The sequence below is a fragment of the Paenibacillus sp. R-74696 genome, from assembly GCF_055814915.1.
In genome coordinates this window covers 452,579-476,804 of the sequence record NZ_JBPULM010000045.1, presented here as the reverse complement: position 1 = coordinate 476,804, position 24,226 = coordinate 452,579, and the positions used below count along the sequence as shown (strand labels likewise).

Annotated in this window: 29 protein-coding genes and 1 tRNA gene; 20 read left to right on the top strand and 10 right to left on the bottom strand. The window is 45.6% G+C overall.

What is annotated here, in order from left to right:
- Positions 1-91 precede the first annotated feature (91 nt).
- The 3 genes from ACSR9A_RS22365 to ACSR9A_RS22355 all read left to right on the top strand — a co-directional run bounded on the left by ACSR9A_RS22365 (position 92) and on the right by ACSR9A_RS22355 (position 3,321).
- Positions 92-1,630 (top strand): extracellular solute-binding protein, encoded by a 1,539-nt coding sequence (locus ACSR9A_RS22365; RefSeq protein ID WP_473760225.1) that lies wholly within the window; start codon positions 92-94, stop codon positions 1,628-1,630.
- Positions 1,631-1,817: 187 nt separating this feature from the next.
- Positions 1,818-2,039: a helix-turn-helix domain-containing protein gene (locus ACSR9A_RS22360; protein WP_430154302.1), complete on the top strand. Its 222-nt coding sequence runs from the start codon at positions 1,818-1,820 to the stop codon at positions 2,037-2,039.
- 196 nt (positions 2,040-2,235) lie between these two features.
- Complete coding sequence (locus ACSR9A_RS22355) at positions 2,236-3,321, top strand: PD-(D/E)XK nuclease family protein (protein WP_473759541.1); 1,086 nt, start codon at positions 2,236-2,238, stop codon at positions 3,319-3,321.
- 19 nt (positions 3,322-3,340) lie between these two features.
- Here the strand turns inward: ACSR9A_RS22355 and ACSR9A_RS22350 are convergent, their stop codons facing one another.
- Entirely contained in the window at positions 3,341-4,129 is a 789-nt protein-coding gene (locus ACSR9A_RS22350; protein ID WP_473759539.1) for a VOC family protein, read from the bottom strand.
- A gap of 15 nt (positions 4,130-4,144) precedes the next feature.
- Entirely contained in the window at positions 4,145-4,750 is a 606-nt protein-coding gene (locus ACSR9A_RS22345; RefSeq protein WP_473759537.1) for a TetR/AcrR family transcriptional regulator, read from the bottom strand.
- Positions 4,751-5,047: 297 nt separating this feature from the next.
- Here ACSR9A_RS22345 and ACSR9A_RS22340 point away from each other — a divergent pair, with 297 nt between their 5' ends.
- The 6 genes from ACSR9A_RS22340 to ACSR9A_RS22315 all read left to right on the top strand — a co-directional run bounded on the left by ACSR9A_RS22340 (position 5,048) and on the right by ACSR9A_RS22315 (position 10,433).
- Positions 5,048-5,191 carry an RAxF-45 family protein gene (locus ACSR9A_RS22340; RefSeq protein WP_338555723.1) on the top strand — a complete coding sequence of 48 codons (144 nt, stop codon included), beginning with the start codon at positions 5,048-5,050 and terminating at the stop codon, positions 5,189-5,191.
- 301 nt (positions 5,192-5,492) lie between these two features.
- A complete protein-coding gene (gene abc-f, locus ACSR9A_RS22335; RefSeq protein ID WP_473759535.1) occupies positions 5,493-7,481 on the top strand; it encodes a ribosomal protection-like ABC-F family protein in 1,989 nt (662 codons plus the stop codon).
- 96 nt (positions 7,482-7,577) lie between these two features.
- Positions 7,578-7,982 carry a LysM peptidoglycan-binding domain-containing protein gene (locus ACSR9A_RS22330; RefSeq protein ID WP_473759533.1) on the top strand — a complete coding sequence of 135 codons (405 nt, stop codon included), beginning with the start codon at positions 7,578-7,580 and terminating at the stop codon, positions 7,980-7,982.
- 195 nt (positions 7,983-8,177) lie between these two features.
- Positions 8,178-8,810, top strand: coding sequence for a Bax inhibitor-1/YccA family protein (locus ACSR9A_RS22325; protein WP_473759532.1), 633 nt, complete (start codon positions 8,178-8,180; stop codon positions 8,808-8,810).
- A 255-nt stretch (positions 8,811-9,065) separates the two neighbouring features.
- Entirely contained in the window at positions 9,066-9,728 is a 663-nt protein-coding gene (gene rnhA / locus ACSR9A_RS22320) for a ribonuclease H (RefSeq protein ID WP_473759530.1), read from the top strand.
- Between the two features lie 27 nt (positions 9,729-9,755).
- Positions 9,756-10,433: a uracil-DNA glycosylase gene (locus tag ACSR9A_RS22315; RefSeq protein ID WP_473759529.1), complete on the top strand. Its 678-nt coding sequence runs from the start codon at positions 9,756-9,758 to the stop codon at positions 10,431-10,433.
- Between the two features lie 144 nt (positions 10,434-10,577).
- Here the strand turns inward: ACSR9A_RS22315 and ACSR9A_RS22310 are convergent, their stop codons facing one another.
- The 4 genes from ACSR9A_RS22310 to tnpA form a co-directional block, all read right to left on the bottom strand.
- Positions 10,578-11,567: an S-layer homology domain-containing protein gene (locus tag ACSR9A_RS22310; RefSeq protein WP_473759527.1), complete on the bottom strand. Its 990-nt coding sequence runs from the start codon at positions 11,565-11,567 to the stop codon at positions 10,578-10,580.
- A 188-nt stretch (positions 11,568-11,755) separates the two neighbouring features.
- Positions 11,756-11,932 carry a YjfB family protein gene (locus ACSR9A_RS22305; protein ID WP_338555730.1) on the bottom strand — a complete coding sequence of 59 codons (177 nt, stop codon included), beginning with the start codon at positions 11,930-11,932 and terminating at the stop codon, positions 11,756-11,758.
- Positions 11,933-12,376: 444 nt separating this feature from the next.
- Complete coding sequence (gene tnpB, locus ACSR9A_RS22300; protein ID WP_473759524.1) at positions 12,377-13,450, bottom strand: IS200/IS605 family element RNA-guided endonuclease TnpB; 1,074 nt, start codon at positions 13,448-13,450, stop codon at positions 12,377-12,379.
- Between the two features lie 6 nt (positions 13,451-13,456).
- Positions 13,457-13,858 (bottom strand): IS200/IS605 family transposase, encoded by a 402-nt coding sequence (gene tnpA, locus ACSR9A_RS22295; protein ID WP_473759522.1) that lies wholly within the window; start codon positions 13,856-13,858, stop codon positions 13,457-13,459.
- A 774-nt stretch (positions 13,859-14,632) separates the two neighbouring features.
- Here tnpA and ACSR9A_RS22290 point away from each other — a divergent pair.
- The 4 genes from ACSR9A_RS22290 to ACSR9A_RS22275 all read left to right on the top strand — a co-directional run bounded on the left by ACSR9A_RS22290 (position 14,633) and on the right by ACSR9A_RS22275 (position 16,374).
- Positions 14,633-14,776 carry a hypothetical protein gene (locus tag ACSR9A_RS22290; protein WP_341282275.1) on the top strand — a complete coding sequence of 48 codons (144 nt, stop codon included), beginning with the start codon at positions 14,633-14,635 and terminating at the stop codon, positions 14,774-14,776.
- A 239-nt stretch (positions 14,777-15,015) separates the two neighbouring features.
- Positions 15,016-15,261, top strand: coding sequence for a YolD-like family protein (locus tag ACSR9A_RS22285; protein WP_341282276.1), 246 nt, complete (start codon positions 15,016-15,018; stop codon positions 15,259-15,261).
- 223 nt (positions 15,262-15,484) lie between these two features.
- The gene (gene exlX, locus ACSR9A_RS22280) at positions 15,485-16,144 is read left to right on the top strand and encodes an expansin ExlX (protein ID WP_473760223.1); all 660 of its coding nucleotides are present in this window, start codon (positions 15,485-15,487) and stop codon (positions 16,142-16,144) included.
- A 157-nt stretch (positions 16,145-16,301) separates the two neighbouring features.
- Positions 16,302-16,374, top strand: a tRNA-Val gene (locus ACSR9A_RS22275).
- Positions 16,375-16,499: 125 nt separating this feature from the next.
- On the opposite strand, the gene ACSR9A_RS22270 is transcribed toward ACSR9A_RS22275, so the two are convergent.
- Both ACSR9A_RS22270 and ku read right to left on the bottom strand, forming a co-directional pair.
- A complete protein-coding gene (locus ACSR9A_RS22270; RefSeq protein WP_473759520.1) occupies positions 16,500-17,387 on the bottom strand; it encodes an ATP-dependent DNA ligase in 888 nt (295 codons plus the stop codon).
- Positions 17,384-18,226: a non-homologous end joining protein Ku gene (gene ku, locus ACSR9A_RS22265; protein WP_473759519.1), complete on the bottom strand. Its 843-nt coding sequence runs from the start codon at positions 18,224-18,226 to the stop codon at positions 17,384-17,386. The genes ACSR9A_RS22270 and ku overlap by 4 nt, the downstream gene beginning before the upstream one ends.
- Before the next feature lie 130 nt (positions 18,227-18,356).
- Here ku and ACSR9A_RS22260 point away from each other — a divergent pair, with 130 nt between their 5' ends.
- From ACSR9A_RS22260 to ACSR9A_RS22245, 4 genes are all read left to right on the top strand, one after another.
- Positions 18,357-19,019: a hypothetical protein gene (locus ACSR9A_RS22260; RefSeq protein WP_473759518.1), complete on the top strand. Its 663-nt coding sequence runs from the start codon at positions 18,357-18,359 to the stop codon at positions 19,017-19,019.
- A complete protein-coding gene (locus ACSR9A_RS22255) occupies positions 18,979-19,527 on the top strand; it encodes an accessory gene regulator ArgB-like protein (protein WP_473759515.1) in 549 nt (182 codons plus the stop codon). Before ACSR9A_RS22260 ends, ACSR9A_RS22255 begins: the two co-directional genes overlap by 41 nt.
- A complete protein-coding gene (locus tag ACSR9A_RS22250; protein ID WP_341282284.1) occupies positions 19,505-19,627 on the top strand; it encodes a cyclic lactone autoinducer peptide in 123 nt (40 codons plus the stop codon). The genes ACSR9A_RS22255 and ACSR9A_RS22250 overlap by 23 nt, the downstream gene beginning before the upstream one ends.
- Before the next feature lie 311 nt (positions 19,628-19,938).
- Positions 19,939-20,190, top strand: coding sequence for a DUF3892 domain-containing protein (locus ACSR9A_RS22245; protein WP_473759513.1), 252 nt, complete (start codon positions 19,939-19,941; stop codon positions 20,188-20,190).
- Positions 20,191-20,292: 102 nt separating this feature from the next.
- Here the strand turns inward: ACSR9A_RS22245 and ACSR9A_RS22240 are convergent, their stop codons facing one another.
- A complete protein-coding gene (locus ACSR9A_RS22240) occupies positions 20,293-21,018 on the bottom strand; it encodes an MBL fold metallo-hydrolase (RefSeq protein ID WP_473759511.1) in 726 nt (241 codons plus the stop codon).
- Between the two features lie 138 nt (positions 21,019-21,156).
- Between ACSR9A_RS22240 and ACSR9A_RS22235 the strand changes: the two genes are divergently transcribed.
- The 3 genes from ACSR9A_RS22235 to ACSR9A_RS22225 all read left to right on the top strand — a co-directional run bounded on the left by ACSR9A_RS22235 (position 21,157) and on the right by ACSR9A_RS22225 (position 22,583).
- On the top strand, positions 21,157-21,360 hold the full coding sequence (locus ACSR9A_RS22235) for a hypothetical protein (protein WP_341282287.1): 204 nt from the start codon (positions 21,157-21,159) through the stop codon (positions 21,358-21,360).
- Positions 21,361-21,587: 227 nt separating this feature from the next.
- Positions 21,588-22,151 (top strand): stalk domain-containing protein, encoded by a 564-nt coding sequence (locus ACSR9A_RS22230; protein ID WP_473759509.1) that lies wholly within the window; start codon positions 21,588-21,590, stop codon positions 22,149-22,151.
- A gap of 117 nt (positions 22,152-22,268) precedes the next feature.
- The gene (locus ACSR9A_RS22225; RefSeq protein WP_341282289.1) at positions 22,269-22,583 is read left to right on the top strand and encodes a DUF1292 domain-containing protein; all 315 of its coding nucleotides are present in this window, start codon (positions 22,269-22,271) and stop codon (positions 22,581-22,583) included.
- 119 nt (positions 22,584-22,702) lie between these two features.
- Here the strand turns inward: ACSR9A_RS22225 and ACSR9A_RS22220 are convergent, their stop codons facing one another.
- Entirely contained in the window at positions 22,703-24,172 is a 1,470-nt protein-coding gene (locus tag ACSR9A_RS22220) for an aminotransferase class I/II-fold pyridoxal phosphate-dependent enzyme (RefSeq protein WP_473759507.1), read from the bottom strand.
- Positions 24,173-24,226: the final 54 nt, after the last annotated feature.

Here is a 24,226-nt window from a genome sequence, read left to right as displayed (position 1 = left end):
TACATACATGCAAACGGAGGTCTTTATATTGGCAAAATGGTTCAGCAAAAAAACGGTAGGCAAGCCTGTCCTTTTTCTACTGAGTTTCATCATGCTGGCAACTGGCTGCAGCCAGTCGAATTCAAACGGCAATAATGAGAGTGCTGTTAATCATAATGTCAATAATCAAATAGGAGGCGTGTTTTCTTATCCTATGCAGGGAAATGTCGAGCTTTCTTTTATGGATGAGCAGCTTGGCAGTACGCCAGAAGTAAAGCCGATTGATGAAGAATACGAGAAGCGGACCGGTGTTAAAATCAAGCATTTGGGCGGAACGCCGATGACGGATCAAAAGTTCAGCCTGCTGCTGACCTCGGGAGAGCTTCCTGATATTTTTCTAAATACGTGGCTGCAATATCCCGGCGGACCTGACCGGGCGGTGGAACAGGGATATATTTTAAAGCTGAACGATTTAATGGATCAATATGCGCCAAATCTGAAGAAAGTGCTTCAGGAAAATCCGGACATCGATAAAATGATTAAGACGGATGATGGCACGTATTATGCTTTCCCCTTCATTCGTTCAGATACTGGCCGTGTATATGGCGGACCTATTATCCGCAAAGATTGGCTCGACGAGCTGAACTTGGATATCCCAGAAACAATCGATGAATGGCATACCGTATTGACAGCGTTTAAAGATAAGAAAAACGCCAGCTCACCTGTTACGTTCCGAACGATGTTTCTGGGCGAGCGCACGGGCGGTTTTGCCGGCGCGTTTGGCGTAATGGGCAATTTCTATGTCAATGATGGAAAAGTGACGTACGGCTATGTCGAGCCGCAATATAAAGAATATTTAAGAACGATGAGCCAGTGGTACAAGGAAGGGCTTATTGACAAGGATTTTGCTTCCATCGATGCGGCGACTGTTGATAAAAAGATGTCCTCTGGCAGCAGCGGAGCAACGATTGGCTGGCAATTTTACATTGAAAAATACAATGCTGCGGCTCAGGAGACAGATCCGAAGGCGAACTTCGTTGCCGTCCCTTATCCAGCAGCGGCAAAAGGGGAGCTACCAGAGTTCGGTCAGCTGGACAATGCTTATGCAGGTACGAGCTCGGCAGCGATTTCCGCTACTGCGGCAAATGTAGAAGCAGCCATCCGTTGGCTGGATTACGCCTATTCCACTGAAGGAAGCATGCTGAACATCTATGGTCTGGAAGGGGTCACGTATAAGCTGGACAACGGCAAGCCTGTCTATACGGATTTGGTCGTCAACAACCCGAATGGACTCGCCAGCGACCAGGTGATGCTGCAATATTCGCATGGCACCAACTTCCCCATGATTCAGCAGGATAGTAATCTGCCAACGAAGTATAAGCAGACGACGGAAGCACTGGGCATCTGGAAAAACACGAATCATGAGAGCCATCTGCTGCCGCCGGTGACTCCTACGGCTGAGGAAGCGGATGAAATGAGCAGCATTATGAGCGATATTAACGCTTTGGTTAAAGAAGCGGAGCTGAAAATTATTTTAGGCAATGAGTCTGCCGACAGCTACGATAAATACGTTCAGCAAATGAAGGAGCTGGGCATTGAAAGAGCGCTGGAAATTCAGCAAGCCGCCTATGAGCGATACTTGAAACGTTAAGGTTATAAAATAAACGATTAGGAGCCCCTTTAGATAAGCGGAATAGGGCGGCTCCTTACACAAACGATCCCCTTTCCAACTGTTAAAACTTCCGAATGATACGCATATGAGTACCGAATTTGAAATTATTATATGGTACGTTAATGCGTATAGTCAAGAAGAGTTTATAGGATGATGGTGATTAAGAATGGCTAAGAGAGTAGTTGTGAAAATAGAGAAGTTAACCAAGGGTCGTAAAATCTCCCTCCGTGAATTGTCGCGTTTATCTGATGTTCGTCATGCCGCATTAAGCGAACTGGCTAATGGAAAGCGTGAAAGTATTAGCTTTGCCCATATCGAGCGAATTGCGGAAGCACTGAACATAAGAGATATTCGTGAAATTATTGATATAATTGACACAGAGGAATAATGCCGTAATATACGTGATATAGCTATTTGTTAAATCGCTTCCGCTGGAGCGGTTTTTTATTTTGGAATAAGTAATGGTATACAATATGATGGCGTTGGGTGATGAAAATGTATAAATTAACGAGACTTTACAGCGTAAGCATCGATTATCTCCTTGGACAAACAGACATTGCGAAGCTAAATGATGGGAAACAGCCATGAGCACATTATTTAAGCGGCTTTATCACTTGCTGAGCAGCAAAGATCGCAATCAGCAGGAGGATTATTTTACAGAGATTTTTGCGGAAGTGTTTGAAAAAGAAGAGCTGCTGAAAGATTTTCTATATCAACTAACAACGATTAATGTGGCTTCAGCGAATATACATGAAATCACTACTCAGAAAACATATGGCAAGCAGATCGACCATGTAACTGATAGCAGGCCTGACATGATGATCCGTTTTGCAGAGGGCAAACAATCTCATATTATTTTTATCGAGAATAAGCTAGGCACAGGTGAGGGAGATCAGCAGTTGAAGCGTTATGCAGATCATTTGCGCAATTATGAGGCTGATGGCTGCCGCACGCATCTCATTTACATAACGAAAGCTTACGACCCCAAGCGAGAGACGGATATTTTACAAAATGGCAATCAGGCGACCTTTCATCAACTCCGTTGGTTTCAAGTTTATAACTGGCTGCAAACGCAGCGCAGCGAGCTTATTGATATGATTTTAGAGTATATGGAGGAGATCGGGTTGAATGACAGCAGGCGTTTTCTGCCGCAGGATATGTATGCGATTCAAAACATGGAGCGAATCGTTCGAATGATGGACGCATGTCTGGACGGTCCAGTGGAGCATACCATAACTAAGCTTTTTAACCGCTCGACCTCATGGACAAACCGGTTTGTACAATTGAAGGAAGAATATCGCTATATGAAACAAAATGACCAAGGAAATTTCAGTGCGATTAATTATGGATTTCATCAGTCGGAAGAGGATTATCCGATTATTTCTATTATGTTTCAGGTGAATCCTAAATGCCCTAATCGACCAGCCTTTATAAAAGCTATGAAAAGTTTTTTAGAGAAAAATGAAGGCTGGTCATCGCAAGATATCAACGATCACACCGCATGGTCAATGATTCATTACGACAAGAGCCTGCTGCAATTTTTATCAACAGATAATCATATCGAAAGTATTCAGGCATTTTTCATTGAACGATTGAATGAGCTGTACAAGCTAAAGCAGCAAACTCCGGAATTGGAGTGGAAATCCAAAGGCAGCGGAGCTGCTGACTAAGGGAAGATACTCCGTCCACTTATACCGACTTCATAATAATTGCCGCACCATGGGACAAATCCGGCTGGAGCCGAAGCTCATTTTTTAACGGAATCGACGTTATTAAGTGAATTTCTGCCAGCCGATGCTGCTTAGCCAGCCGAAGCACGACGGTATGCTTTTTGCCCAAAATAAACGAGCATTGCTGCCCCTTCCTTGAAAGTTCGGCTCCCGCAAAAATAAGCTTATAGCTTCCAATCCAGTGTTCGAGGTCGGGCACATCAATGACCAGCCTATCTATACCGAGCGCGCCATTGTTATGGGTGATTTCTTGCTCTGTACACGCTAGTTCTGGATCATACGCACTCATTAGAAAAGGCAAACGAGGTTCCTCGGGAACGGCCAGCCACCAGGTTTGCTTGCGTCCATCAGGCAAGGTTTTACTCTTTTTGATCGTTTTGCCGAGCCTGGCACCAGTCTGACTGATTTCCCGCACATTCGCCTCGGCCTGCTCTGGCTGAACGCTATCCAGCGCATAATCATTTAAGCCTTCCTGACTATTCAAATAATAGAGGAAACGATTAACCATGGCTGGATGGAGAGGACGAAGCAGCTGAAAAACAGTTCGAAGCAGCTGATCTGGAAGATTGATGGGCTTGGGATTGAACAGCTCAAGAAAAGAGCCATCCTGCAAATAAATAAGTGCATTATGTGTTTTGGAAGGATCAGTGCGGTAGGTTACGGTGAAACCGAGCTGTTGAAAGTTTTTCACAGCCAGCTGCAGCTGCCTAGTTTTGATTAAGACATGTCCGATCGCGAAGCGGTTCATGTTGTTTTCCTCCTCTTATGTATTTTTTCCTAGAACCGTACTCCATCCCGCATATAAAAAAGGAATCAACAGCTGCATATATTCCAGCGCTTCCTCGCGGCTCATTTGCGAAGCTACGATTTCCAGCACCTGCTTATAGCTTTGCTTAACAAGAATAGCAAGATGGCGAGGCGGAGGGCTTTGCGCCAGCAGCTTCATTTGCACCATTTTTTCAAGGTAGGCTTGGGTAGAGGTAAGGTCGAGCTCGATTAAGGAATCGATATAATGCTCCCACGCAGAGCCGGCTGAACGATTGATTAATAAATCAAACACCTCGAACCGGTTGAAAATGAAGTCTACGACTTGAAGCAAGCCATCGCTAGACTCTGCAAATTCCTCTATTTTGTTATGTTGCTCCAGCATCCTCATTTGAAAGTGCGCCAGCTTCTCGAAATGCTGCTTGATCTCATCAGCAGTAGGGCTGACTAAAGCGGCGAACAGCGCGTTTTTATCGGGAAAATAGCGGTAAATGGCGCCTGTAGTCATTCCCGCCTTCTTGGCGATCGTGCGCATATTTGCGCCTGCGAATCCATTCTCCATAAACTCTGCTTTGGCAAAGGCGAGCAGCCGTGTTTCGGTCATTTCTGCTTTGCTTAATGTGATTGTTCTCAGCTCCTCATAAAAAATAACAATGTTATTTTATCATGCATGAATTGTTTTTACGATGCAGGATTATGATTTTAATTAAATTTTTTATGTTTGCTTGGGAAGTGGCAAAGATTAAATCGCGCATAAAAAACCCTGATGGGCAAGAGACGGAGGATAGTTTAAGAAGATACATTTCTTCGGTGAAACAAACGTTTAATCTATTTTTTAGATTGCCATAGCACCACAAAATATGTTAAATTAGAAACACTAACGTAAAGGGAGGTGAGGTAGGTGAATCACGAATGGGTCAATAACCGAATTAGCCAGCTGCCGATTGCTATGGCTGGCATTATGCATGCATTTTCCGCGAACGGGATCAGTCTGTCCATTTTTAATCATACGGATATACCATTCGCGAGAAGACGCCTACCTTAACCACAACGGATTGCTTTGCTATTCGAAGGGTCGCGGGCTTGTTGCTGCGGCTCTTTTTGAATTATAGAAAAGTTTGTGATGTTTCTATCCTTTCTCTATAATTCTCGGAATGAAACGCGCTGCGCCGTCAGAGGATGACGACAGCCGTTTCACCTTGAATTCTAAGCATTTATAAGTTTCATCCTTATATTCGCTTAGAATTCTAAGGCAAAGCTCTTCGCTCGTCCTAGAAGGACGACGAAGTCGTTTTTGCTTGTGTTTTCAAGCTAGGGTCTTCCTCATCAAATAGGAGGCTCTTCAAATGATCATTGTAAATGTACAACAAATAAAAAAATACCACGCGGCAAATCTGGTGCTGGATGGCATAACGCTTCAGCTTCAGGAGGGAGAGAAGGTAGGGCTCATTGGCCGCAACGGCAGTGGCAAATCGACGCTGCTTCGGCTGATTGCCGGACATGAGCAGGTCGATGATGGGCTGCTGACTGTGAAAAGGGATTTGCTAATCGGCTACTTGCCGCAAATTCCAGCGGCGTTTGAATCGCTTACCGTATATGAGGTGATGGCTTACGGCTTTCGCGAGCTGATGGCCTGCAGGCAGGAAATGTCGGGGCTCGAGCGAGAGATGGCGGGGGAAGAAGCGGCAAATGACCCTGTGAAAATGGAGAGGCTGCTGAAAATATACGCTGTTGCACAGGAAAAATTCGAGCAAGGCGGCGGCTACGACATGGATACGGCGATTGATCAGGTTGCTAGCGGCCTGCGCGTTGATCGCAGCTACGATCAGCGTAGCTTCGGAAGCTTGTCGGGCGGCGAGAAAACTCGTATTGTTCTAGCTTCACAGCTCGTTGTACGTCCAGCCTTGCTGCTCCTGGATGAGCCGACAAATCATCTCGATCTCAAAGGAATTGAATGGCTGGAGCAGTTCATTCAGCACTATGAAGGCGCTTGTGTGATCGTATCGCATGACCGCTACTTTCTCGATACCGTCGGTACAAAAATGATTGAGCTGGAGGATGGCGAAGCCCATACCTATCTGTGCAACTATAGCGGTTATCTGAAAGAAAAGGAGGAGCTGCTGCTCCAGCAATTTGCCCAGTTCCAAGAGCAGCAGAAAGTCATTCGAAAAATGAAAGAAACGATTCGCCAGCTGGAAGAATGGGGCCGCATCGGCGGCAACGGGAAGTTTTTCAAGCGTGCGGCGTCGATCCGCAAGGCGCTAGAGCGAATAGAAACGGTAAAGCGCCCGGTTTTAGAGCGGAATACAGCTGAGTTTGAGCTGTCGCCGCTTGACCGTTCTGGACGCAATGTCATTTCGTTTGAAGGTTTGACGAAGCAGTTCGGGGAACGAATGATTTTACAGGAGGCAGAGGGCGGTCTGCTATATGGCGAGAAAGTCGTGCTGCTTGGCGATAACGGCTCCGGAAAAACGACGCTGTTTAAGCTGCTGCTAGGCGAGATGGAACCTGACAGTGGGCAAGTGGAGCAGGGAACACGATTGGAAATCGGGTATTTGGCGCAGCAGGAGCCGTTAAAGGGCAATAAGCAAACGGTGCTGGAGCATTTCCGTCTGGAGGGCGGCTTGGAGGAAGGCGAAGCACGGAATGTGCTGGCCAAATATTTATTTTATGGGGCGGACGTATTCAAGCCGCTCGCAGCGCTTTCCGGTGGAGAGTGGTCACGGCTGCGGCTCGCGCTGCTTGTAAGACGCAAGCCAAATCTGCTGCTGCTCGATGAGCCGACCAACCATCTGGATGTGGCATCGCGCGAGGCGCTGGAGGAGGCGCTGGAGGAATTCCCGGGCACGGTACTTGCGATCTCGCATGACCGCTATTTCATCAATCGCTTGGCGAAGCGGGTGTGGGAGCTGAGACAAGGAAAGGTCGCCACTTATATAGGCAACTATGACGATTTTAAGGCAAAGCGGGAGGAACGGCTTCAAGCAAACTCAACCGTAAAAGGAACGCAAGGAGCAGCCAGTGGCGCAGGCATGGAGAAGAAGCGCTCGAATAGAAGTACTGCTGCTGATGCCGAAGCACCCGCTAATAAGCAGAAAACACAGCAGGCAAATACAGCAACCCATTCGAGTGCGTTAAGGTACAAGACAGAACTTGAGCATGTCGAGCGGGAGATTGCAAAGCTTGAAGCCGAAATTGCGATAGCAGATGCAGAGCTGGAACAAATCGAGCGTATGGGTGATACGGCAAATCTTGAAAAGAAATGGAGAGATCGGGAAGAGCTGCAAGCGGGGCTGGATCAGCGTTTGGAACAGTGGCTGGAGCTGTCAAGCTAACACCCATTCGTCCAATTTTCAAAAATAGTTGTCACCAATGGCGCCCAAAATAATACGCTATATAGACAAATGACTATATCAAACGGAGGTATTATTATGGATCGTGCATTTATTCCTGGTGGTGGCTTTGGTGGTGGGTTCGGTCGTCCTTTCTTTCGTCCGTTCCCTCATCCCTTTTTTCCTAACCGTGTTCTGTTCCCGTTTTTCTTTTTCTCACCATTTTTGTTCCCTTTTATTAGAGAAGGCAGCTCGGACGACATGATATATGCCCAGCACCAGGCTCAGCATGGTGAGACGCTGGCGGCAGTTTGTCACAAATATAATGTCCCTCATGCGATAATGGAGGAAGCCAATCCCCATATTAACCCGGCTCAATTGAATGCAGGAGAAATGGTATACATTCCCCGAATTTCTAATATGATGTGTCAAAAGACATATTCCGAGATGCCGGCTGGCGGCCAGCAAACTCAGCCCATGATGTATCACGGGCAGCATTCCTAATCTTTTCATTTGCAAATGAGAATAAGCCGCCGATCACTGTGATCTGGTGGCTTATTTCTTATATCTGTAAATATTCAGTCGATAAACAGCATAACCTTTTGAAAAGCTATGCTTACATAGAGTGTTATTATTGAAGGAATTGGTGTAAACTAGATAATAGAATAAACTAAATTTAATATTAAAGGAGCTTGTTTTATGGATACGATTCATTCGTCGCAGCTGTTACTGCCGAAAGTTTTTCGGGTCTTGTTTCTTTCCCTGATCGTATCGCTTGTCGGCTTCTTGATCGGTCAGGTCATTCCACCTGTACTAGCTATGCCGCTGTATATTGTGGAAATTGGTTTGCTGATTGCATTGCTCTTTTTACGGAAAAAGAAATCGATCGGCTACACGCTGATGTACAGCTTTATGTTCGTCTCTGGCCTGACGATGTATTTCGTCATTGTTAGCTACATTAGCATCCTTGGCGCTTCGCTGGTACTGCAGGGCCTTGGCGTTGCGATACTCGCTTTTGGCGGCACCGCGCTTTATGCGATTAAGTCGAAGCAGGATTTTTCATTCCTTGGCGGCTTCTTGTTCGCTTCAACCATTGTTCTTGTACTCATGACGCTCGTTGGCTTATTCCTTCCGTTCTCGGGAACGACAGAGCTGATGGTATCCGGCTTCGGCATTTTGATTTTCATCGGTTGGACGCTGTTTGACTTCTCGCGTCTTACTCGCCAAGGCTTTAGCGATGAGGACATTCCAATGATCGTCGTGAGCATTTATCTTGACTTCGTCAATCTGTTTCTGTTTATACTGCGTTTCCTTGGTGCTAGTCGGGACTAAGGAGCTACTCATTAAGGATCTACTTATTAAGGAAGAGCGATCAGCGCTGCTGGTCGCTCTTTTGCAAAATATAAGCATTTATAAGTTTCACACTTATAAATGGGCTTATATTTCAACGCGAAACGGTAGCTTTGACGTTAGAGGACGGCTTCAGCCGTTTACGCTTGTTTAATTCTGTCGTTCGGGTGGACAGGAGCTGCATTTTTCGATTTAATAGAGGAATGGACGTTTGGTAAAGGTGGTAAGAACACGCTAATGGCGAAATCAAAATATTATGTCGTATGGGTAGGCAAACAAGCAGGCGTATTCGCAACATGGAAGGAATGCCAGGAGCAGGTGAACGGCGTTCAGGATGCGAAATATAAATCCTTTGAATCCAAGGCGCTGGCGGATGCCGCCTTCAAGGAAGGCTGGCGCAGCCACTGGGGCAAGGGGAAGAGCACGACGGGAGGAGCAAGCAGCAGCTCGGGTGGTTTTAAGAAGACGGCTTCCAAGCCGCAGGAGTCCGGAGAAATCGACTATGACAGCATATCTGTAGATGTCGGTACGCGGGGCAATCCGGGTCCGGTGGAATACAAGGGCGTCGATACACAGACGGGCGAAATTTTATTTTATGTCGGACCGATTCCAAATGGGACAAACAATATCGGAGAATTCATCGCCGTTGTGCATGCACTCGCTTATTTGAAGCAGAAGGGCAGCGCGAGAACGGTGTACAGCGACTCTAGGACAGCGCTAAGCTGGCTGCGTAATAAGAAGGTTGCTTCAACGCTCGTAAGAGACGCCTCTACAGCGAAAATTTGGGCACTGACCGATGAAGCGGAGAAATGGCTGAAGACGAACACCTACCCGAACAAGGTGCTCAAATGGAACACCGAGGAATGGGGAGAAATTAAAGCCGATTTTGGACGAAAATAATGTTGTACATAGAGAGGGGACTTCGCGGTGTTTCAGCAGTTGAACAATGATTGGGCAGATAGGCTGCAATCTGAATTTGAACAGCCTTATTTCAAGAAGTTGGAAGCTTTCTTGACGGAGCAATACAGCACGAAAACCGTATATCCGAAGCAGGAGGATGTGTTTAATGCGCTTAACTACACCTCTTATGAAGGAACGCGCGTCGTTATTTTAGGCCAGGACCCTTATCATGGAGTTGGCCAGGCTCATGGCCTGAGCTTTTCCGTGCAGCCGGGAGTAGCTGTGCCAAGGTCGCTCGGCAACATTTACAAGGAGCTTCATGCAGACTTAGGCTGTACCATTCCAACCCATGGCTCGCTGCGGGCGTGGGCTGAGCAGGGGGTATTGCTGCTTAATACGGTGCTGACAGTGGAAGCGGCGGCAGCTAACTCGCATAAGAAAAAGGGCTGGGAAACCTTCACCGACCGCATCATTACCGCGCTTAATGAACGCGAGCGTCCAGTCGTATTCATTTTATGGGGAAATCCCGCGCAGAAGAAGCTGGAGCTCATTGACACGGGCAAGCATAAAATCATTACCTCCGTGCATCCTAGCCCATTGTCCGCCCGTGGCGGATTTTTCGGCAGCAAGCCGTTCTCGCAGGCGAATGCTTATTTGCAAGAGCTGGGAGAGCGTGAAATCGATTGGAGCATTCCGGCATTATAGTTCTTCAAGCTAGGCAAGCGCTATGCCCCTGACCGGGCAGCTGGTGCATATTGTAAAAACTAAAAAGCCGCTGAACACGCGTAGTTGCTTACGCGTTGTTCAGCGGCTTTTTCATAATGGCTTTAGTTGGAGTCCGTCATGATATTAGGAAGCGACAGACGTATTGCTGCCCGCAGGAGCAGCAGTGGAGCTGCCTTGAAAGGCAACAGAGGCTGCTGGAAGGACGGGCTTGAATTTGGCATCCACATACGTCGTAACCTGTACTTCTGTAATAACTTGAGGATACATTTGATCTGGTTTAGGCTCCGTGCGCTCTAGCTTAATAATAGCTTGGTCACCATCAAACGTGATGCCGGAAATTTGAATGCCATAGCCTGGGTGAGGCACCGTTGCTGTTACCGTCACTTTATTGACTTCCGCATTAACGGCTGTAACCGTTAGTCTCGCATCCGTGAAGGGGTTATCAGATGGCTCTGGTTGGCTAACAGGTGCTTCATTTTCTTTCATTTTCTTCATAAAAGCAATGCCATCATGCAGCCATGCTGCAGCGTCACCACGTTTGATCGAAGCGGTTGGGTAAAAATTTTGCTTTGCATCGAGCGTTGCGATTTTGCTGAGGAGCAGCTTTTGAATATTGCCCATGAAGTCTGGATTTACATCAGCCTCATCATTAAGCATCACGTACATTTCAATCATCGCATAAGTCACTTTGTGATCAATCGCTTTGAACAAATGCTGAGCGAATTGCTCACGAGTCATCACGTCATTTGCTTTCACATCTTTAGCTACACCAAGATCGTAGAAATGGGCGATGATGAAAGCTTGGGAGTACCATTTGTCATCTTTAATATTCGTATAGTAGTCGGCTGCCAGCGGCTGCTTAATAAAACGAATATGATCAAAGTTAAGCTCCAGTCCTTTGACAATCATGGAGATGCCTTCTGCATAAGTCAGATTGCCCTGCGGACGGAAATTGCCGTTTTTGTCACCGGTAATAATGCCTTGCTGCTGGAGCGCTTCAATTTTTTTGGCATTCGGTTCGTTTTTGACATCGTTGAACGCCCAAGCGCTTTGTCCGATTGTCAGCATCATCATGGTCAAGATAAGGGTTAATAGTAGTGGTTTTTTCTTCATTTCCAGTCACCTCTTTATATTTTTTGCTGCCTTATATGATTCCAGACGTTGCTATTTCTTTTATTGTTGCAGAACGAAGCAAAAACAATTCATTTGTTCGCATTTAGGCTAATGAGCAAGCATGTTTTTTCTGTACGGCATGAAAAAAACGGGAAGGATTGACCTTCCCGCTCCACGCTTGCCTGTGACTATACCTTAATATCTAGTAGGCTGCCGACATTTGGATTGACACTGAGCTCCATCATTTTGATAAGTCCTTGCGCCTGCACCTGCATCTGCTCTTGACCCATATCCAGCATGCTAATCGATACGGCCGTGCCGAGTGATGCTTGACTAAGTGACGTTGATAATGCTGCTATATCCATTATTCACCACCTCCAACTTTATTATCGGCAGGCATGGCGGAGGGATGAATACAAGTAGGCAAAAAAAATAACCCGCATCGCTGCGAGTCACAACAATATATGTCGAAAAGAGAGTAAAGTCAGTATGCGCCTCGTACCTTAAAAAGAAATGAAACGAAGCTGATTTTTACCTTAATCCTGTTTTTTTATCATTTAGACCGCCAATAACGCATCCTTGAGCAAAAAAAGAACCCGCCGGAAGGCAGGTCGTCAAGGTTATACTATATAAATAGTGGGGGGTCATGTGATTAGTATAGGCAGCCAACCTTAAAATAAAATGAATGCCAACTGATAACAACAGTGAACTACCAACCACCTAAGAGGTGGCGGCTTCTTGGTCAATGAAGCTACTGCTCCAAGTTTACCCAAGCTTACAGGCTAGATTCCTAACCCAATAGACGCCATTTACATGGCTAGTTTCAAAAGGTTTTGAGCAGCGTTTTCGTCCCTATCATGATGCGTTTGACAGTTTGGGCAGGTCCATTCACGCAAAGCAAGATTCTTCACCTCTGCATGTTTGTAACCGCAACATGAACACAACTGACTGCTTGCATAGTTCTTCGGTGCAATGATCAATTCTCTGCCATACCATGCAGACTTGTATTTAAGCATTGAACGGAATAGGCTCCAAGCTACTTCGCTTATCGCTTTTGCAAGCTTGTGATTCTGCATCATGTTCTTCACACGTAAATCTTCCATCACGATGACTTGGTTATCGTTTATCATTTTGGCAGACGTTTTGTGCAAGAAGTCTTTACGCTGATGGCTAATTTTTTCATGCAGCTTGGCCACTCTCAGCCTAGCCTTTTGACGGTTATGGCTCCCCTTCTTCTTGCGTGATAAGTCCTTTTGCAGCTTAGCTAATCGCTTTTCAGACTTACGCAAGTATGTAGGATTGGTTATGATTTCGCCTTGTGAAGTAATCGCAAAGTCTTTCAGTCCAAGATCAATGCCAATCTTCGTATCCAATTTGGGCAGCTCGGCGATCTCCGTTTCAACCAATACGGAAGCATAATATTTTCCCGTTGGTGTTTTGGAAATCGTACATGATTTAATAAGCCCCACGAATGGACGATGCAGCTTGATTTTGATTTTTGTTTTTAGCTTTGGAAGCTTGATGGTTCCCTCTTCAATGGAAACGGTTCCCTTTTGGTTATTGGTTGTGAAGCTATGGTGATTCGTCTTCTTGCTCTTGAATTTAGGAAATCCCACTTTCTTATCACGAAAGAAATGCTTATAGGCTTTTTCAAGATTCATTTGCGCATTCGCGAGTGCAAGGCTATCCACTTCTTTCAGCCAGTCGAATTCCTTTTTGTATTGCGCTGGTGTATTCTTCAGCATCGTTTCCGTTTGCTTGTAATGTTCCATTTTATCTGCAAGCATTCTGTTGTAGATGAAGCGAACACAGCCGAATACTTTAGCTAAATATTGTTGTTGATCTTGATTAGGGTAGATACGGTATTTGTAGGCTTTCAGCAATTCCGATCATCCTTTCATGCCTTGGTTTTCGATGTATGTGTGGATGACATCAATTGGCGCTCCACCCGTTGTAAGCAAGCAATAGGAACGTGACCAAAAATGCTCTTTCCATAGCGATTCCCGGAGGATAGGAAATTCCTTCTTGATCAGCCTGGACGATGCACTCTTATAAGCGTTGAGAAATTTGGAAATGTCGGTATTGGGATGCGTCTTCATGAGAACGTGAACATGATCCTTATCAGGCTTCCATTCCTGCAAAGTCACATGGTAAGTAGGCTGAATGTATTCGAATATCTCCTTCAGACGTTCGGAGATTTCAGCGGTAATGACTTCCCTACGATATTTGATGACTAGAATCAGGTGATAATGGAGCAAAAACACTGAATGGTTATTTGAGTCTAACTTCATTGATAACACAACCTTTTATGGTATACGACTGAATACTACAATTATAGTATTTTAAGTTGTAAGGGTCAATGTAAATCAGACCGTTGCCATTCATCCCCCACTTTAGAAGAGGGGGAATTCTGACAACTAACGGTTAAATTTAATTTTGACGGCCATCCAGCAAAATTTTTCTGAAAATAGACAAAAAAATGGCCCTCTATTCAAGGAGGCCGCTGAAAAAGTCCCCCTTTTCTAAAAATAACTAAATAGCTAAAAAAACGAGCCTCTAGAATCGCTTCTAAGGCTCGTTTTATATGTCGGGGGTCATATTTGACCCACTGAAATTCATGTTTTTTTTCAAAACGCACACTTTTTCAGTGGCCCGCTTTTCAAGCGGACCCAACTGTATATTAAAAGGGAGTATGTTGCTAGTATGGATTAACCATCTGAAGCCGCACTGAAACGAAGCTGAAAATAAAATAAAAAAAGCTCCCATTGTGTCCGGGAAGCCTTGGCGCTGCATTATTCTTTTTTCTCCTCTTTGACAACGACTTCATCTGGCGCATCAAACGGTACGCGATCTTCATCATAATACATGGGCAAATCACCTCCTGCTTAAAATCAGTATGCACCTGTTTGATTATCTGGGAATGAACGTATTGTAAACGGAAAATTAAAATGAAGGGGTAGCGCCTGTCTTGCGAGGCGAATACCCATTTTGCCCGAAAGCCCAACCCTTTTAAGCGTTTGACCATATGATGCTGTGTACCTTAAAAAAAGGAGATGAGCAACGAAATGGGATATGAAGTAGGAAATGTAGGAGTAGGTCCAGGATACGGTGGCTGCGGAAATAAAGTAGGCGGTGCTTTCACAAGCCCAGGCGCTATTCTAGTACTGTTCATTCTATTGGTCATCATCATTTGCTCCTGTATGTACTAATATAAGTGGCTTAGCTCGATCCTGACCGCATCAGTCATTTCCTTAACCATGCATTTTAAGTTAAAAATAGAGAAGAAGCGTCCCCTTGCCAGGCTTATGGCAGGGGGATGTTTTTTTGCCTAATTTCATAATCTCCATGACAAATGCTTTAAAGAAAGGGTATGATTTAAAGATGGGTTAAAAAAGGCATGGATGACAGCAAAGGTCATGTACTAAAACATAGAATGGAGACGGAGGCAATGGCAAAGAAACCAAAACGCCCGACAAGGGATGAGTTTGAATTAGAGGAACTCGGAGAGCGTCTGGTTGAAGCGTATCAAGAGGGGATTGAGCTGCTTTTTGAGGTGTGGAACTGGGAAGAACCTGTGTCGGGGCTAATTGTGAAAATGGATTCCCGAACGAGGCTGGTGCACGTAGCGAAAGGCGAAGAAATTACCAAAATCCCTTTTATGGATATAATGAAGGTGAATAACAACGCAAGCTAGTCAAAGTGGCGGATGCTTCTATTTTTTTGGCGAATAAAGTGTGTAATTGTTGGCTAATGTCATCAAAATGCAAGAAAAGAAGTATCAAAAGTGCTAGCAAACCTACCTCCTCACCACTTAGAATGGACTCTACTGGAAGATTTAGGGTTTCCAAAATGTGGAGGAGGTTTCAGTCATGAAGAAAAAGCACGGTGCAGTCAAGTTTGGAATCATTTGTCTTGCGATGTTCGTTTTGTACCCTGCGGTTCAGGCATTTGCCGCTTGGAATGATGTGCGTACAAGCTATGCGACTTATACAGGCTCGGGATATTCTGGAGGTGCGGTGCTGCTGGACCCTATTAATCCGAATATGGAAATAACGGCTTTAAATAAGGCCGACATGAATTACAATGGGGTCAAAGCAGCGCTTGCTGGCGCTTATTTGGAGGTTACGGGGCCAAAAGGCAAAACGGTCGTCTACGTCACCGATCTGTACCCAGAAGGCGCTCCGGGAGCGCTGGACTTGTCGCCAAACGCTTTTGCTAAAATTGGGGAAATGTCAGCAGGCACAATTCATATATCGTGGAAAGTTGTGAAAGCACCGATAACTGGCAATTTTTCATATCGGGTGAAGGAAGGCAGCAGCCAGTGGTGGGCGGCGATTCAAGTGCGCAATCATTTTTATCCGGTCATGAAAATGGAGTATAAGAAGGCTGGCGCATGGATCAATCTGGAGAAGATGGACTATAATCATTTTTTGGGCACGAATATGGGTACAAGCCCGCTGCAGGTGCGAATAACTGATATTCGCGGTCAGGCTGTTCTGGATACGATACCCGCGCTTCCGGCAAACGGTACGTCAGGAGCTTATATTGTTCCGGGAAATGTCCAATTCCCAAGCTGAAATTAAAAGTAGGTTGAAAATAATAGGGAAAATAAAAAGCTTCATTCTCCGATTTGTAGGAGGACGAAGCTTTTTGTTTGAAATCCCAAAAAAGTAGTAGTAAAATGGTTGACTTTTCCGCCCGAACTTGGTATATTAATAAACGTCGCTAATATACGATCTGTTAGCTCAGCTGGGAGAGCACTATCTTGACAGGGTAGGGGTCAGTGGTTCGAGCCCACTACAGATCATACAATTAAAAATCCTGAAATCCTTTATATATAAGGGTTTCAGGATTTTTTTTGCGTACTGTCAGTGAAAAGCGGATGGGGACAAACCGGCTTGAGCATCCACGAGCTTGAACTTATTGCCTTTTTCATTCGCCATCTCCAAACCCAAGTAATCTAGGCTGTCTTAATAGGCCGGATTCCGTAAATTCGAGCGCACTTATTCGGCAGTTGAAGGGTGAGGCAATCCAAACGACGTCAGATTTTTTCATGCCATTAGAAAGGTCGGGGAAAGGGCATTCGCCCGGATGCTCCATCATAAATTGCTTCAGCACCTGCTTAGAGGCATTGTCCAGCCCTGACACATGCCCGATGTATCTGCCTTCATATCGTAGGACCAGGCTTGATACCTGTCCGTCACGCTGTTTAATGCCGACGACGTCAGCAACTAACCGGACTTCTTTTCGTTTTTTAAACCAATATTGATGTTTCTTTCCTTCCATATATGGGCCATCTAATCTTTTTGAGATAATTCCTTCCCATTCACGATCATTAAGCCATTTCCAAAGCTGCTGTCCATCGAAGTGCAAATCAGTTACAAATAGACGTGGCATTTTCTCAGGGAAGGAAGCTTGTAACTTCTCAAAACGTTGTTTAAAAGGGAGCTTTCGTATATCCTCACCATTTGAGTTGAGCATGTCAAACATTACAAATATAAGGCCATCCTCATGGGCTCGTTTTCGGGCCCCGAGCTTGGCTCTTTGAAAGTTTGGGCGTATACCATCAAAATAAGCGATCTCGCCATCCAAAATGCAAGGCCCTACACGTATGGGTTCTAATAAGGACACGATTTCTGGAAAAGTGTGATTACGCGGCTCTAAACGCCGCCCAAACAGTTCTACCCCTCCTTTTCCATCTAAACGAACCAAAGTACGAACGCCATCCCATTTTATCTGATAGCACCATTCAGGGCCGCTCGGTATATCAGGAGATGTTATAGGAGCCATAGGAACGGCAGGAAGCTGCAGCTGCATCATGATGCAGTTCCTTTTGCTTTGGAGGCGCGTTTTTTCTTAGGAGCCGGCGCAGGCGGTGTCGCGTTCTTTGTTGCATCCAAGCTGGCCTGCAGCGCGGCCATCAAATCAATGACATTGGTTCGTCCTGAAGCTGCTGGAGCGGATACAACGTCAACACTTTGACCGGCTATTTTTTGCTGTATCAGCTCGGTAAGCGCGATGCGGTAGTCATCCGTATATTTAGCAGCGTCAAAGGGCTCGCTGAGCTGCTCAATCAGCAACTTAGCCATATCGAGTTCCTTTTCATTCACAGCTGTTTGTGCGGGTAGGCTTGGAACCTGGCTGATAGCACGAATTTCATCGGGAAAGAACATCGTCTCCAAACACAAGCAGTTCCCGACTACCCGAACCGCTGCAAGACTGCCTTTGGAGCGAATAGATATTTTGGCTATACCTATTTTGCCTGTTTGTCGAATCGCCTCTAGCAGCAGGCTATACGCGCCAGCGCCCGCCATGTCGGGAGAAAGGTAATATGCTTTTTGATAATAAACGGGATCAATTTCAGCGAGGTCTACAAAATCTAAAATCTGTATGGTCTTGGCGGAATTTGGCTTGATTGCCTCCAACTCTTCCTCTTTAACAATCACATATTTATCTTTTTCATACTCGAAACCCTTCACAATTTCGTCAGGGCCAATCTCCTTATTACAATGTCGACATGTTTTCGCATAATTAATTGGCATGCCACAATCCTTGTGTAAGCTGCGAAATGATATGTCCCTATCCTCCGTGGCCGAATGCATTTTAACGGGGACATGAACCAACCCGAAGCTAATTGCGCCTTTCCAGACGGTATGCATATATAACACTCCTTGTTGTTTTAATTTAGAGTGTACATTTACTGGGAAGCTATTCATTTAGCATCAAATTCTGTATTGCATTCAGCATGTCCCCATGCAATGATGGATTAAAAGATAAAGGGAGAAAATAATGATAGAGTTTGTATTATTTATGCTTTTTTCAATTATCGAGGGTTTTGGCATTCTCTTTCTGATGCTAAAGATTTACAGACATGATACTTCCAGCTTTTACTCTGCTCTTATCGTCATAACGCTATCGAGCCTGCAGAGTTATTTTTTGAGGGAGGAGCTTTCGCTAGAAAGTATAGTTCCAGTCATTAATATTTTCATATTCGTAATATTCCTGAGTGTTATTAAAAAGATTCCGTTTTTTGCATCGTTGATTATTACCGGATTGGGCTATTTTATTTTTGCTATGATACAGGGTGCAATTGTAAACACATTTCCGTTCTTTTCAGTAGCAGAGATAAAAGCACAGCCATATATGGGATATTTGCTACAGATGTTCACAGCCTGTATTAATTTATCTATAGCTTGGGGCTTAAACAGGCTTAGAATAGGTTTTGTGGAGGAAATTTCTGAGAAAATGCGCTTTCCGCATGAACGGCGTGTAGTCGGAGGTTTTATTATTGCGATCTTAATAGGTTTTGCATTCATTCTGCATCAGCGCAGCGAGATTCTTAATATCGTTTATTATTTTGCAACTGCGTTATTTTTCTTTGTTTATTCGTACCTGAAGGAGGTCAGATCCAATGTTGGAAACTTTTTCGAGAAGACTGGCAATAAGCATTAAGACCATTGTTCCAGAGCATCCAGCTTCGGAAGCGCGACTCCAGTACGCTTTGTCATTAATCTTAAACGCTCTATTTATTATTTCAGGGGCGCTGCTCATAGCGTTATTCACAGGCAAGCTGGGCGGTGTATTAGCGGCTCTTATCTCGTTTGCTGTACTTAGGCAGGCATCGGGTGGGTTACATCTTAAATCGGGAACGATGTGTGTCGTGGTATCGATTGGGGTGGCGACGGCGCTGTCATTCACACCAACATTTTCGAGTGGAACGCTGTTGGTAATCAATTCAATTAATCTGCTGCTTGCACTGTTATTCGCACCGTCAGACATAGAGAAACAGTCGCGTATTTCTAGGCGCTTCTACCCGTTACTAAAACTGATATCAGCTGTAATTATATGTAGCAATTTATGGATAGAATCGTCTATAATTGCATTAACATTGTTAGTGCAGTGCGTTACGTTAATTCTGGCTAAGGTGGTGAGTACTCATGCTAAAAAATCTAGTATATAAATTGGCTACATTACTGGACGGAGCGGCTGTTCTTTCAGTAAGAACAGCCAGCTTTCTTTACGTCAATCAACCAGAGACACCGAAAGAGCTTTTGAAATAGTGGCGAACACAAGTGCACACAATAGAAACCCTTGATAAAATACTATTTTTGAAGTGAATGAATATTAGGCGGTAATGAATCACCTAACTAAGCAGCCAGTTGTCGATATCTAATCGATGACTGGCTCTTTCCTCAATGGTTTAAATGCGATATGGTTAGAAAATTGAAGGTAATTCAAGACTGTCTGCTTCAAGTTTTTTCTGCGTATAATCCATCCCGCATAAAATTCTCAAAAGCTACGCATCCTATCGATTGAATGCCGAGTGGCGAGCGGTAATTGCCGCTCACAATACGAAGGAGGCGAGCTTGATATGAGCGCGAACGAATGGAGCAATGGGGAAAGAGAGCAAATTGTAGCGGTACAGAAAAATGGTGACGGGGATCTGACGAGCTTTAAAACGTCATCGGGCCGTGTACTGGATTACCAGACGGCGCTGCAAGAGGTGCAGGCAGGGCAAATCGCTGGCGTGAATGCTTTCAAAGGTAGAGATGGCGAAACGTACATCCGTGGCGACGCAGACGGCGACCCTACGAACAATTTGGACCAGCTCCCGCTGTTTTAAGCAGAAAGCCCGATCTGAGCATAGCCAACAGAGAAAGAGCCTGACGCGAAAAAACGTCAGGCTCTTTTTGCAATGGATGCTGTTCATTTATCAGACTCACATCTACACCGTATAAATCTCACGCTGCTGTACAAACCGCATTTTCCCCGTATGTCCTATGTAATTTTCCATCGTATCTCCATAATGCATGAGCCATACCTTCTCCTGCAGCGTCTCCGGCAGTGTTAGCAGCTCGTCGAGACAGGCATGTACAACACCTGGCGCAATCAGCTGGCAGTCGTGAAAAATCGTATCCACGCCATCCTCCACAAGCTGCTCCAGCAAAGACGGGCTGAACTTCATATCTGCCGAATAGAAGAAGTGCTGATTGAAAATAAACGAATAGCTGTCTTTCAAGGCAATATGTTCGGTCTTAAGCAGCTTTACCGTCAACCCTGCATGCAGCTCATGCTCAACGCCTTCTTCGAGCCGTCTCACTTCAAAGAAATCATCAATCGATTGCAATGGTCCTTGCGTCAGCCCGCCGCGCAGCGTCTGCTCCCACAGCGGCTCCACTAGCGAGGAGGCGATGTACAGCACGGGTTTTTTCCCGTAAAGGAACATCATTTGAAAAGCATATTCCTCCAGCCCGCCCACATGGTCGCCATGAATATGGCTGATCAGCACCGCATTCAGCTCATCGAACGAAAGATTCGTCTCATGCAGCGCTTTGGGCAGCGTAATGCCGCAATCGACCAGCAATTTAAACCCTGGCACCTCAATTAGCGCATTGTTATTATCATATTTCTTGGCAAAAGCACTCCCTGTTCCGATCATTTGTATATGCAATGGAACACCCCCGTCTTCGAAATCATCTCGCTACATTTAATGTATCAAATGATTGGCAAACTGACAAATAGAGATACCCTTTGCCGGGTACCTACATATAATGCAGGAGCAAGATCCGGCAGGGAGGACAGAGCAGCAATGAGCAAAGGAAAAGGCAAAAACGTAAAGAAGAAACAACCGTCAGGTGAACGGAAGCAGTACCAATATAAATTGGTGCTATCCCCCGTCTGCGAAGTGTGTCCGACACCTTGTGCAAGGGGACTCGCGTATTTGGATCGAATGTCCGAGCCGGGCGCAGTTGGAAAAGGGGTTCCTTGCGTGCTCACCCGCACCTATCATTAACCGGAATATTTCCCAGGCAACCGCATATTTCTACATTTTTTTTCGCACGGGCAAGCAGCTTAAATCCCTGTAAATGATGGTCTGAAAAAAGGGAGAGCGCAAGCCTGTGCTGGAGCCATCATATAGCGCTGGTACAGGGCTGAAAAAGTTTCTGTAACAGCGCAACTCTATTCATTTTGAAGAGTATAACCATATATCCAGACAAAGCGGATGGAGGGTACTCACCTATGAAATTCAGAAAAATAGCGATTTTGCTGCTGGCGCTTTTTTTATGCAGCAGTACCTTAATGATTGCCAATGCGGCCTCGCAGACCGTGAAGGTTCTCCTGAATGGCAGCGAGCTTGAAGAAGGCGGCATTATGGTGGATGGCAAGACTTACCTGCCGATTCGGGAAATAGCCAATAGCCTGCAAACCATCGTCAATTGGGATGGGCAGAATAAGAAGGCAACCTTAACGAGACCGAATGTACATATTGTACTGATGCAGGATAGCAAGCTGTTTGGCAATGTGACGAAGGGCAACTCGTATACATTCAGCGTATTGTCGCAGGTCGACAATTTGAAGACGGATATTGCCGCGGTTAAAGTATCGATATTTGATCCGTATGGCAGCGAGAAGGTCATTCAGACGCAGACCGATAAGATTACGAAGGATAACTTTTGGTATCGGACGGAAGACTTGAAGTATAATTTCGAGTATTCGGGGAAATATGCGGTGAGATTTTTCCTGAAAATGAGCTCATCCGACGATTGGACGCTCGTCTCGGAGAAGCTGATTTCTTCGCAATAACGGCGACGGCCTGCGTTTCTTCCAAGTGGAGGAAACGCGGGCTTTTTCGTTTGACCGCTGCTAGGTCTCATGGTACGATACTCAGGTATGGATAATTGACTGAAATGGGGTAAAACAATGACTGAGCATAATCATGGCGCAGATTGCGGTTGCGGAGAAGACCATGAACATGAAGAAAGTGTATTTATTGTAACGGACGATGAGGGCCAGGAACGCGAAATGGTCATGGTTTATACGTTTGAATCCGAGAACAACGCTTATGCGGTACTGCTGGATCGCAATGATCCTGAAGCAGACGGCGTTATTTTCCGCATCGAGGAAGAGAACGACGAGGCATACCTCGTTGGGATCGAAGACGATGAAGAATGGGATCGCGTAACGAAGATTTATGAAGAAATCGCCGTTACAGAAAACGCAGCAAAAGAAGAGTAGGTTTTCCTCTCTTTCCGCTGACCTAGCAAGTCATCATGCACCTTAGCTGTGCATGCAAAAGACACCTGCGTCACCAAGGGCGAATGCTCTTGGGACAGCAGGTGTCTTTTGTTCGCATATTAGGAAATAGCCGTTTCCTCGAAAATTACTTTAACGAATTCAACATTGCGGTCCTCTGGACCTTTAACAGGGAGGCCAACTTCAACATGCTCCACAATATAGTCAATATTTTTCTGGGAAATAACCTCGCCTGGGAGTAGAATCGGGATGCCTGGCGGGTAAACATAAATAAATTCGGCAATAATCCGGCCGGCCGACTCTTTGAACGGAACGACCTCGGTCTGTCCATAGAAAGCATCGCGAGGCGAGAGCGACAGCTGTGGAATATCTGGGATTTTGACAACGAGCTCGCGAGCCTCGGCGCCTTCATGGAAGCTGTTCGATAGCGCACGCAGCGCCTCCAGCAATTTTTCTATTGAATCGGATGTATCACCCGGCGTAACAAGGCAAAGAATGTTATACATATCGCTCATTTCAATTTCGAGGTTGAAATGGTCACGGAGCCAGTTTTCTGTCTCATAGCCGGTAATGCCGAGATGGCGGACATGAATAGCGACCTTGGTTGGGTCGAGATCAAAGGTAGCCTCTCCACCTAATATTTCCCGTCCAAAGCAGTACAGGCCGGAAATTTCATTGATGCTCTTGCGGGCATACTCGGCCAGCTCGATCGCTTGTTCAGCCAGCTTGTGGCCGTTTAGAGCCAAATTTCGCCGCGACGTATCGAGCGACGACAGCAAAATATAAGACGTCGACGTTGTCGTCAGCATGCTGATAATCGTTTGAATACGGTGGGGATTAACCCGGCCTCCGCGTACGTTCAGCACGGAGCTTTGCGTCATGGAGCCGCCCAGCTTATGAACGCTCGTCGCTGCCATATCTGCGCCAGCCTGCATGGCGGACATCGGAAGCTTTTCATTGAAATGAATGAGCACGCCATGCGCTTCATCTACCAGCACAGGAATATCGAATGTATGCACCAGATCAACGATTTCCTTCAGATCGGCACATACGCCGTAATACGTCGGGTTGATAACAAGCACGGCTTTAGAGTCGGGATGCTTGTCCAGCGCACGTTTGACAGCGCGTGTCGTAATGCCGTGATCAATGCCGAGATTTTCGTCACGCACGGGTGAGATAAAGATCGGACGGGCACCTGCAAAAATAATTGCCGCCATAATGGACTTATGCACATTGCGCGGGACGATGATTTTATCGCCGGGAAGGCAGACGCTCATGATCATCGTAATAATGGCACCGCTCGTGCCTTGCACGGAAAAATAAGTATAATCTGCGCCGAAAGCATCGGCTGCAAGCTTCTGGGCTTCCTCAATAACACCGGTAGGCTGATGCAGGTCATCCAGCGGAGCTATATTTATTAAATCGATCGATAACGCGTTATCGCCGATAAATGCACGAAATTCGGCATCGCTGCCTAACCCTTTCTTATGTCCTGGAATATGAAATTGGGTTGGATTCTGTTCCGCATGGCGGCGTAATGCGCTGAAGAGCGGGGTTTTGTTATGATCCATCGCTTTCATCCCTGCCTCTCTAGTTAAAATACAAACAAGGTTGAGTATAGCAAA

What these genes read in the sequence shown, in the direction of transcription:
- ACSR9A_RS22365 (WP_473760225.1), top strand. Translation starts at nt 92, where the DNA reads ATGCTGGCAACTGGCTGCAGCCAGTCGAATTCAAACGGCAATAATGAG.
- ACSR9A_RS22360 (WP_430154302.1), top strand. Translation starts at nt 1,818, where the DNA reads ATGGCTAAGAGAGTAGTTGTGAAAATAGAGAAGTTAACCAAGGGTCGT.
- ACSR9A_RS22355 (WP_473759541.1), top strand. Translation starts at nt 2,236, where the DNA reads ATGAGCACATTATTTAAGCGGCTTTATCACTTGCTGAGCAGCAAAGAT.
- ACSR9A_RS22350 (WP_473759539.1), bottom strand. Translation starts at nt 4,129, where the DNA reads ATGAACCGCTTCGCGATCGGACATGTCTTAATCAAAACTAGGCAGCTG.
- ACSR9A_RS22345 (WP_473759537.1), bottom strand. Translation starts at nt 4,750, where the DNA reads ATGACCGAAACACGGCTGCTCGCCTTTGCCAAAGCAGAGTTTATGGAG.
- abc-f (WP_473759535.1), top strand. Translation starts at nt 5,493, where the DNA reads ATGATCATTGTAAATGTACAACAAATAAAAAAATACCACGCGGCAAAT.
- ACSR9A_RS22330 (WP_473759533.1), top strand. Translation starts at nt 7,578, where the DNA reads ATGGATCGTGCATTTATTCCTGGTGGTGGCTTTGGTGGTGGGTTCGGT.
- ACSR9A_RS22325 (WP_473759532.1), top strand. Translation starts at nt 8,178, where the DNA reads ATGGATACGATTCATTCGTCGCAGCTGTTACTGCCGAAAGTTTTTCGG.
- rnhA (WP_473759530.1), top strand. Translation starts at nt 9,066, where the DNA reads ATGGCGAAATCAAAATATTATGTCGTATGGGTAGGCAAACAAGCAGGC.
- ACSR9A_RS22310 (WP_473759527.1), bottom strand. Translation starts at nt 11,567, where the DNA reads ATGAAGAAAAAACCACTACTATTAACCCTTATCTTGACCATGATGATG.
- ACSR9A_RS22305 (WP_338555730.1), bottom strand. Translation starts at nt 11,932, where the DNA reads ATGGATATAGCAGCATTATCAACGTCACTTAGTCAAGCATCACTCGGC.
- tnpA (WP_473759522.1), bottom strand. Translation starts at nt 13,858, where the DNA reads ATGAAGTTAGACTCAAATAACCATTCAGTGTTTTTGCTCCATTATCAC.
- ACSR9A_RS22290 (WP_341282275.1), top strand. Translation starts at nt 14,633, where the DNA reads ATGGGATATGAAGTAGGAAATGTAGGAGTAGGTCCAGGATACGGTGGC.
- ACSR9A_RS22285 (WP_341282276.1), top strand. Translation starts at nt 15,016, where the DNA reads ATGGCAAAGAAACCAAAACGCCCGACAAGGGATGAGTTTGAATTAGAG.
- exlX (WP_473760223.1), top strand. Translation starts at nt 15,485, where the DNA reads ATGTTCGTTTTGTACCCTGCGGTTCAGGCATTTGCCGCTTGGAATGAT.
- ACSR9A_RS22270 (WP_473759520.1), bottom strand. Translation starts at nt 17,387, where the DNA reads ATGATGCAGCTGCAGCTTCCTGCCGTTCCTATGGCTCCTATAACATCT.
- ku (WP_473759519.1), bottom strand. Translation starts at nt 18,226, where the DNA reads ATGCATACCGTCTGGAAAGGCGCAATTAGCTTCGGGTTGGTTCATGTC.
- ACSR9A_RS22260 (WP_473759518.1), top strand. Translation starts at nt 18,357, where the DNA reads ATGATAGAGTTTGTATTATTTATGCTTTTTTCAATTATCGAGGGTTTT.
- ACSR9A_RS22255 (WP_473759515.1), top strand. Translation starts at nt 18,979, where the DNA reads ATGTTGGAAACTTTTTCGAGAAGACTGGCAATAAGCATTAAGACCATT.
- ACSR9A_RS22250 (WP_341282284.1), top strand. Translation starts at nt 19,505, where the DNA reads ATGCTAAAAAATCTAGTATATAAATTGGCTACATTACTGGACGGAGCG.
- ACSR9A_RS22245 (WP_473759513.1), top strand. Translation starts at nt 19,939, where the DNA reads ATGAGCGCGAACGAATGGAGCAATGGGGAAAGAGAGCAAATTGTAGCG.
- ACSR9A_RS22235 (WP_341282287.1), top strand. Translation starts at nt 21,157, where the DNA reads ATGAGCAAAGGAAAAGGCAAAAACGTAAAGAAGAAACAACCGTCAGGT.
- ACSR9A_RS22230 (WP_473759509.1), top strand. Translation starts at nt 21,588, where the DNA reads ATGAAATTCAGAAAAATAGCGATTTTGCTGCTGGCGCTTTTTTTATGC.
- ACSR9A_RS22225 (WP_341282289.1), top strand. Translation starts at nt 22,269, where the DNA reads ATGACTGAGCATAATCATGGCGCAGATTGCGGTTGCGGAGAAGACCAT.
- ACSR9A_RS22220 (WP_473759507.1), bottom strand. Translation starts at nt 24,172, where the DNA reads ATGGATCATAACAAAACCCCGCTCTTCAGCGCATTACGCCGCCATGCG.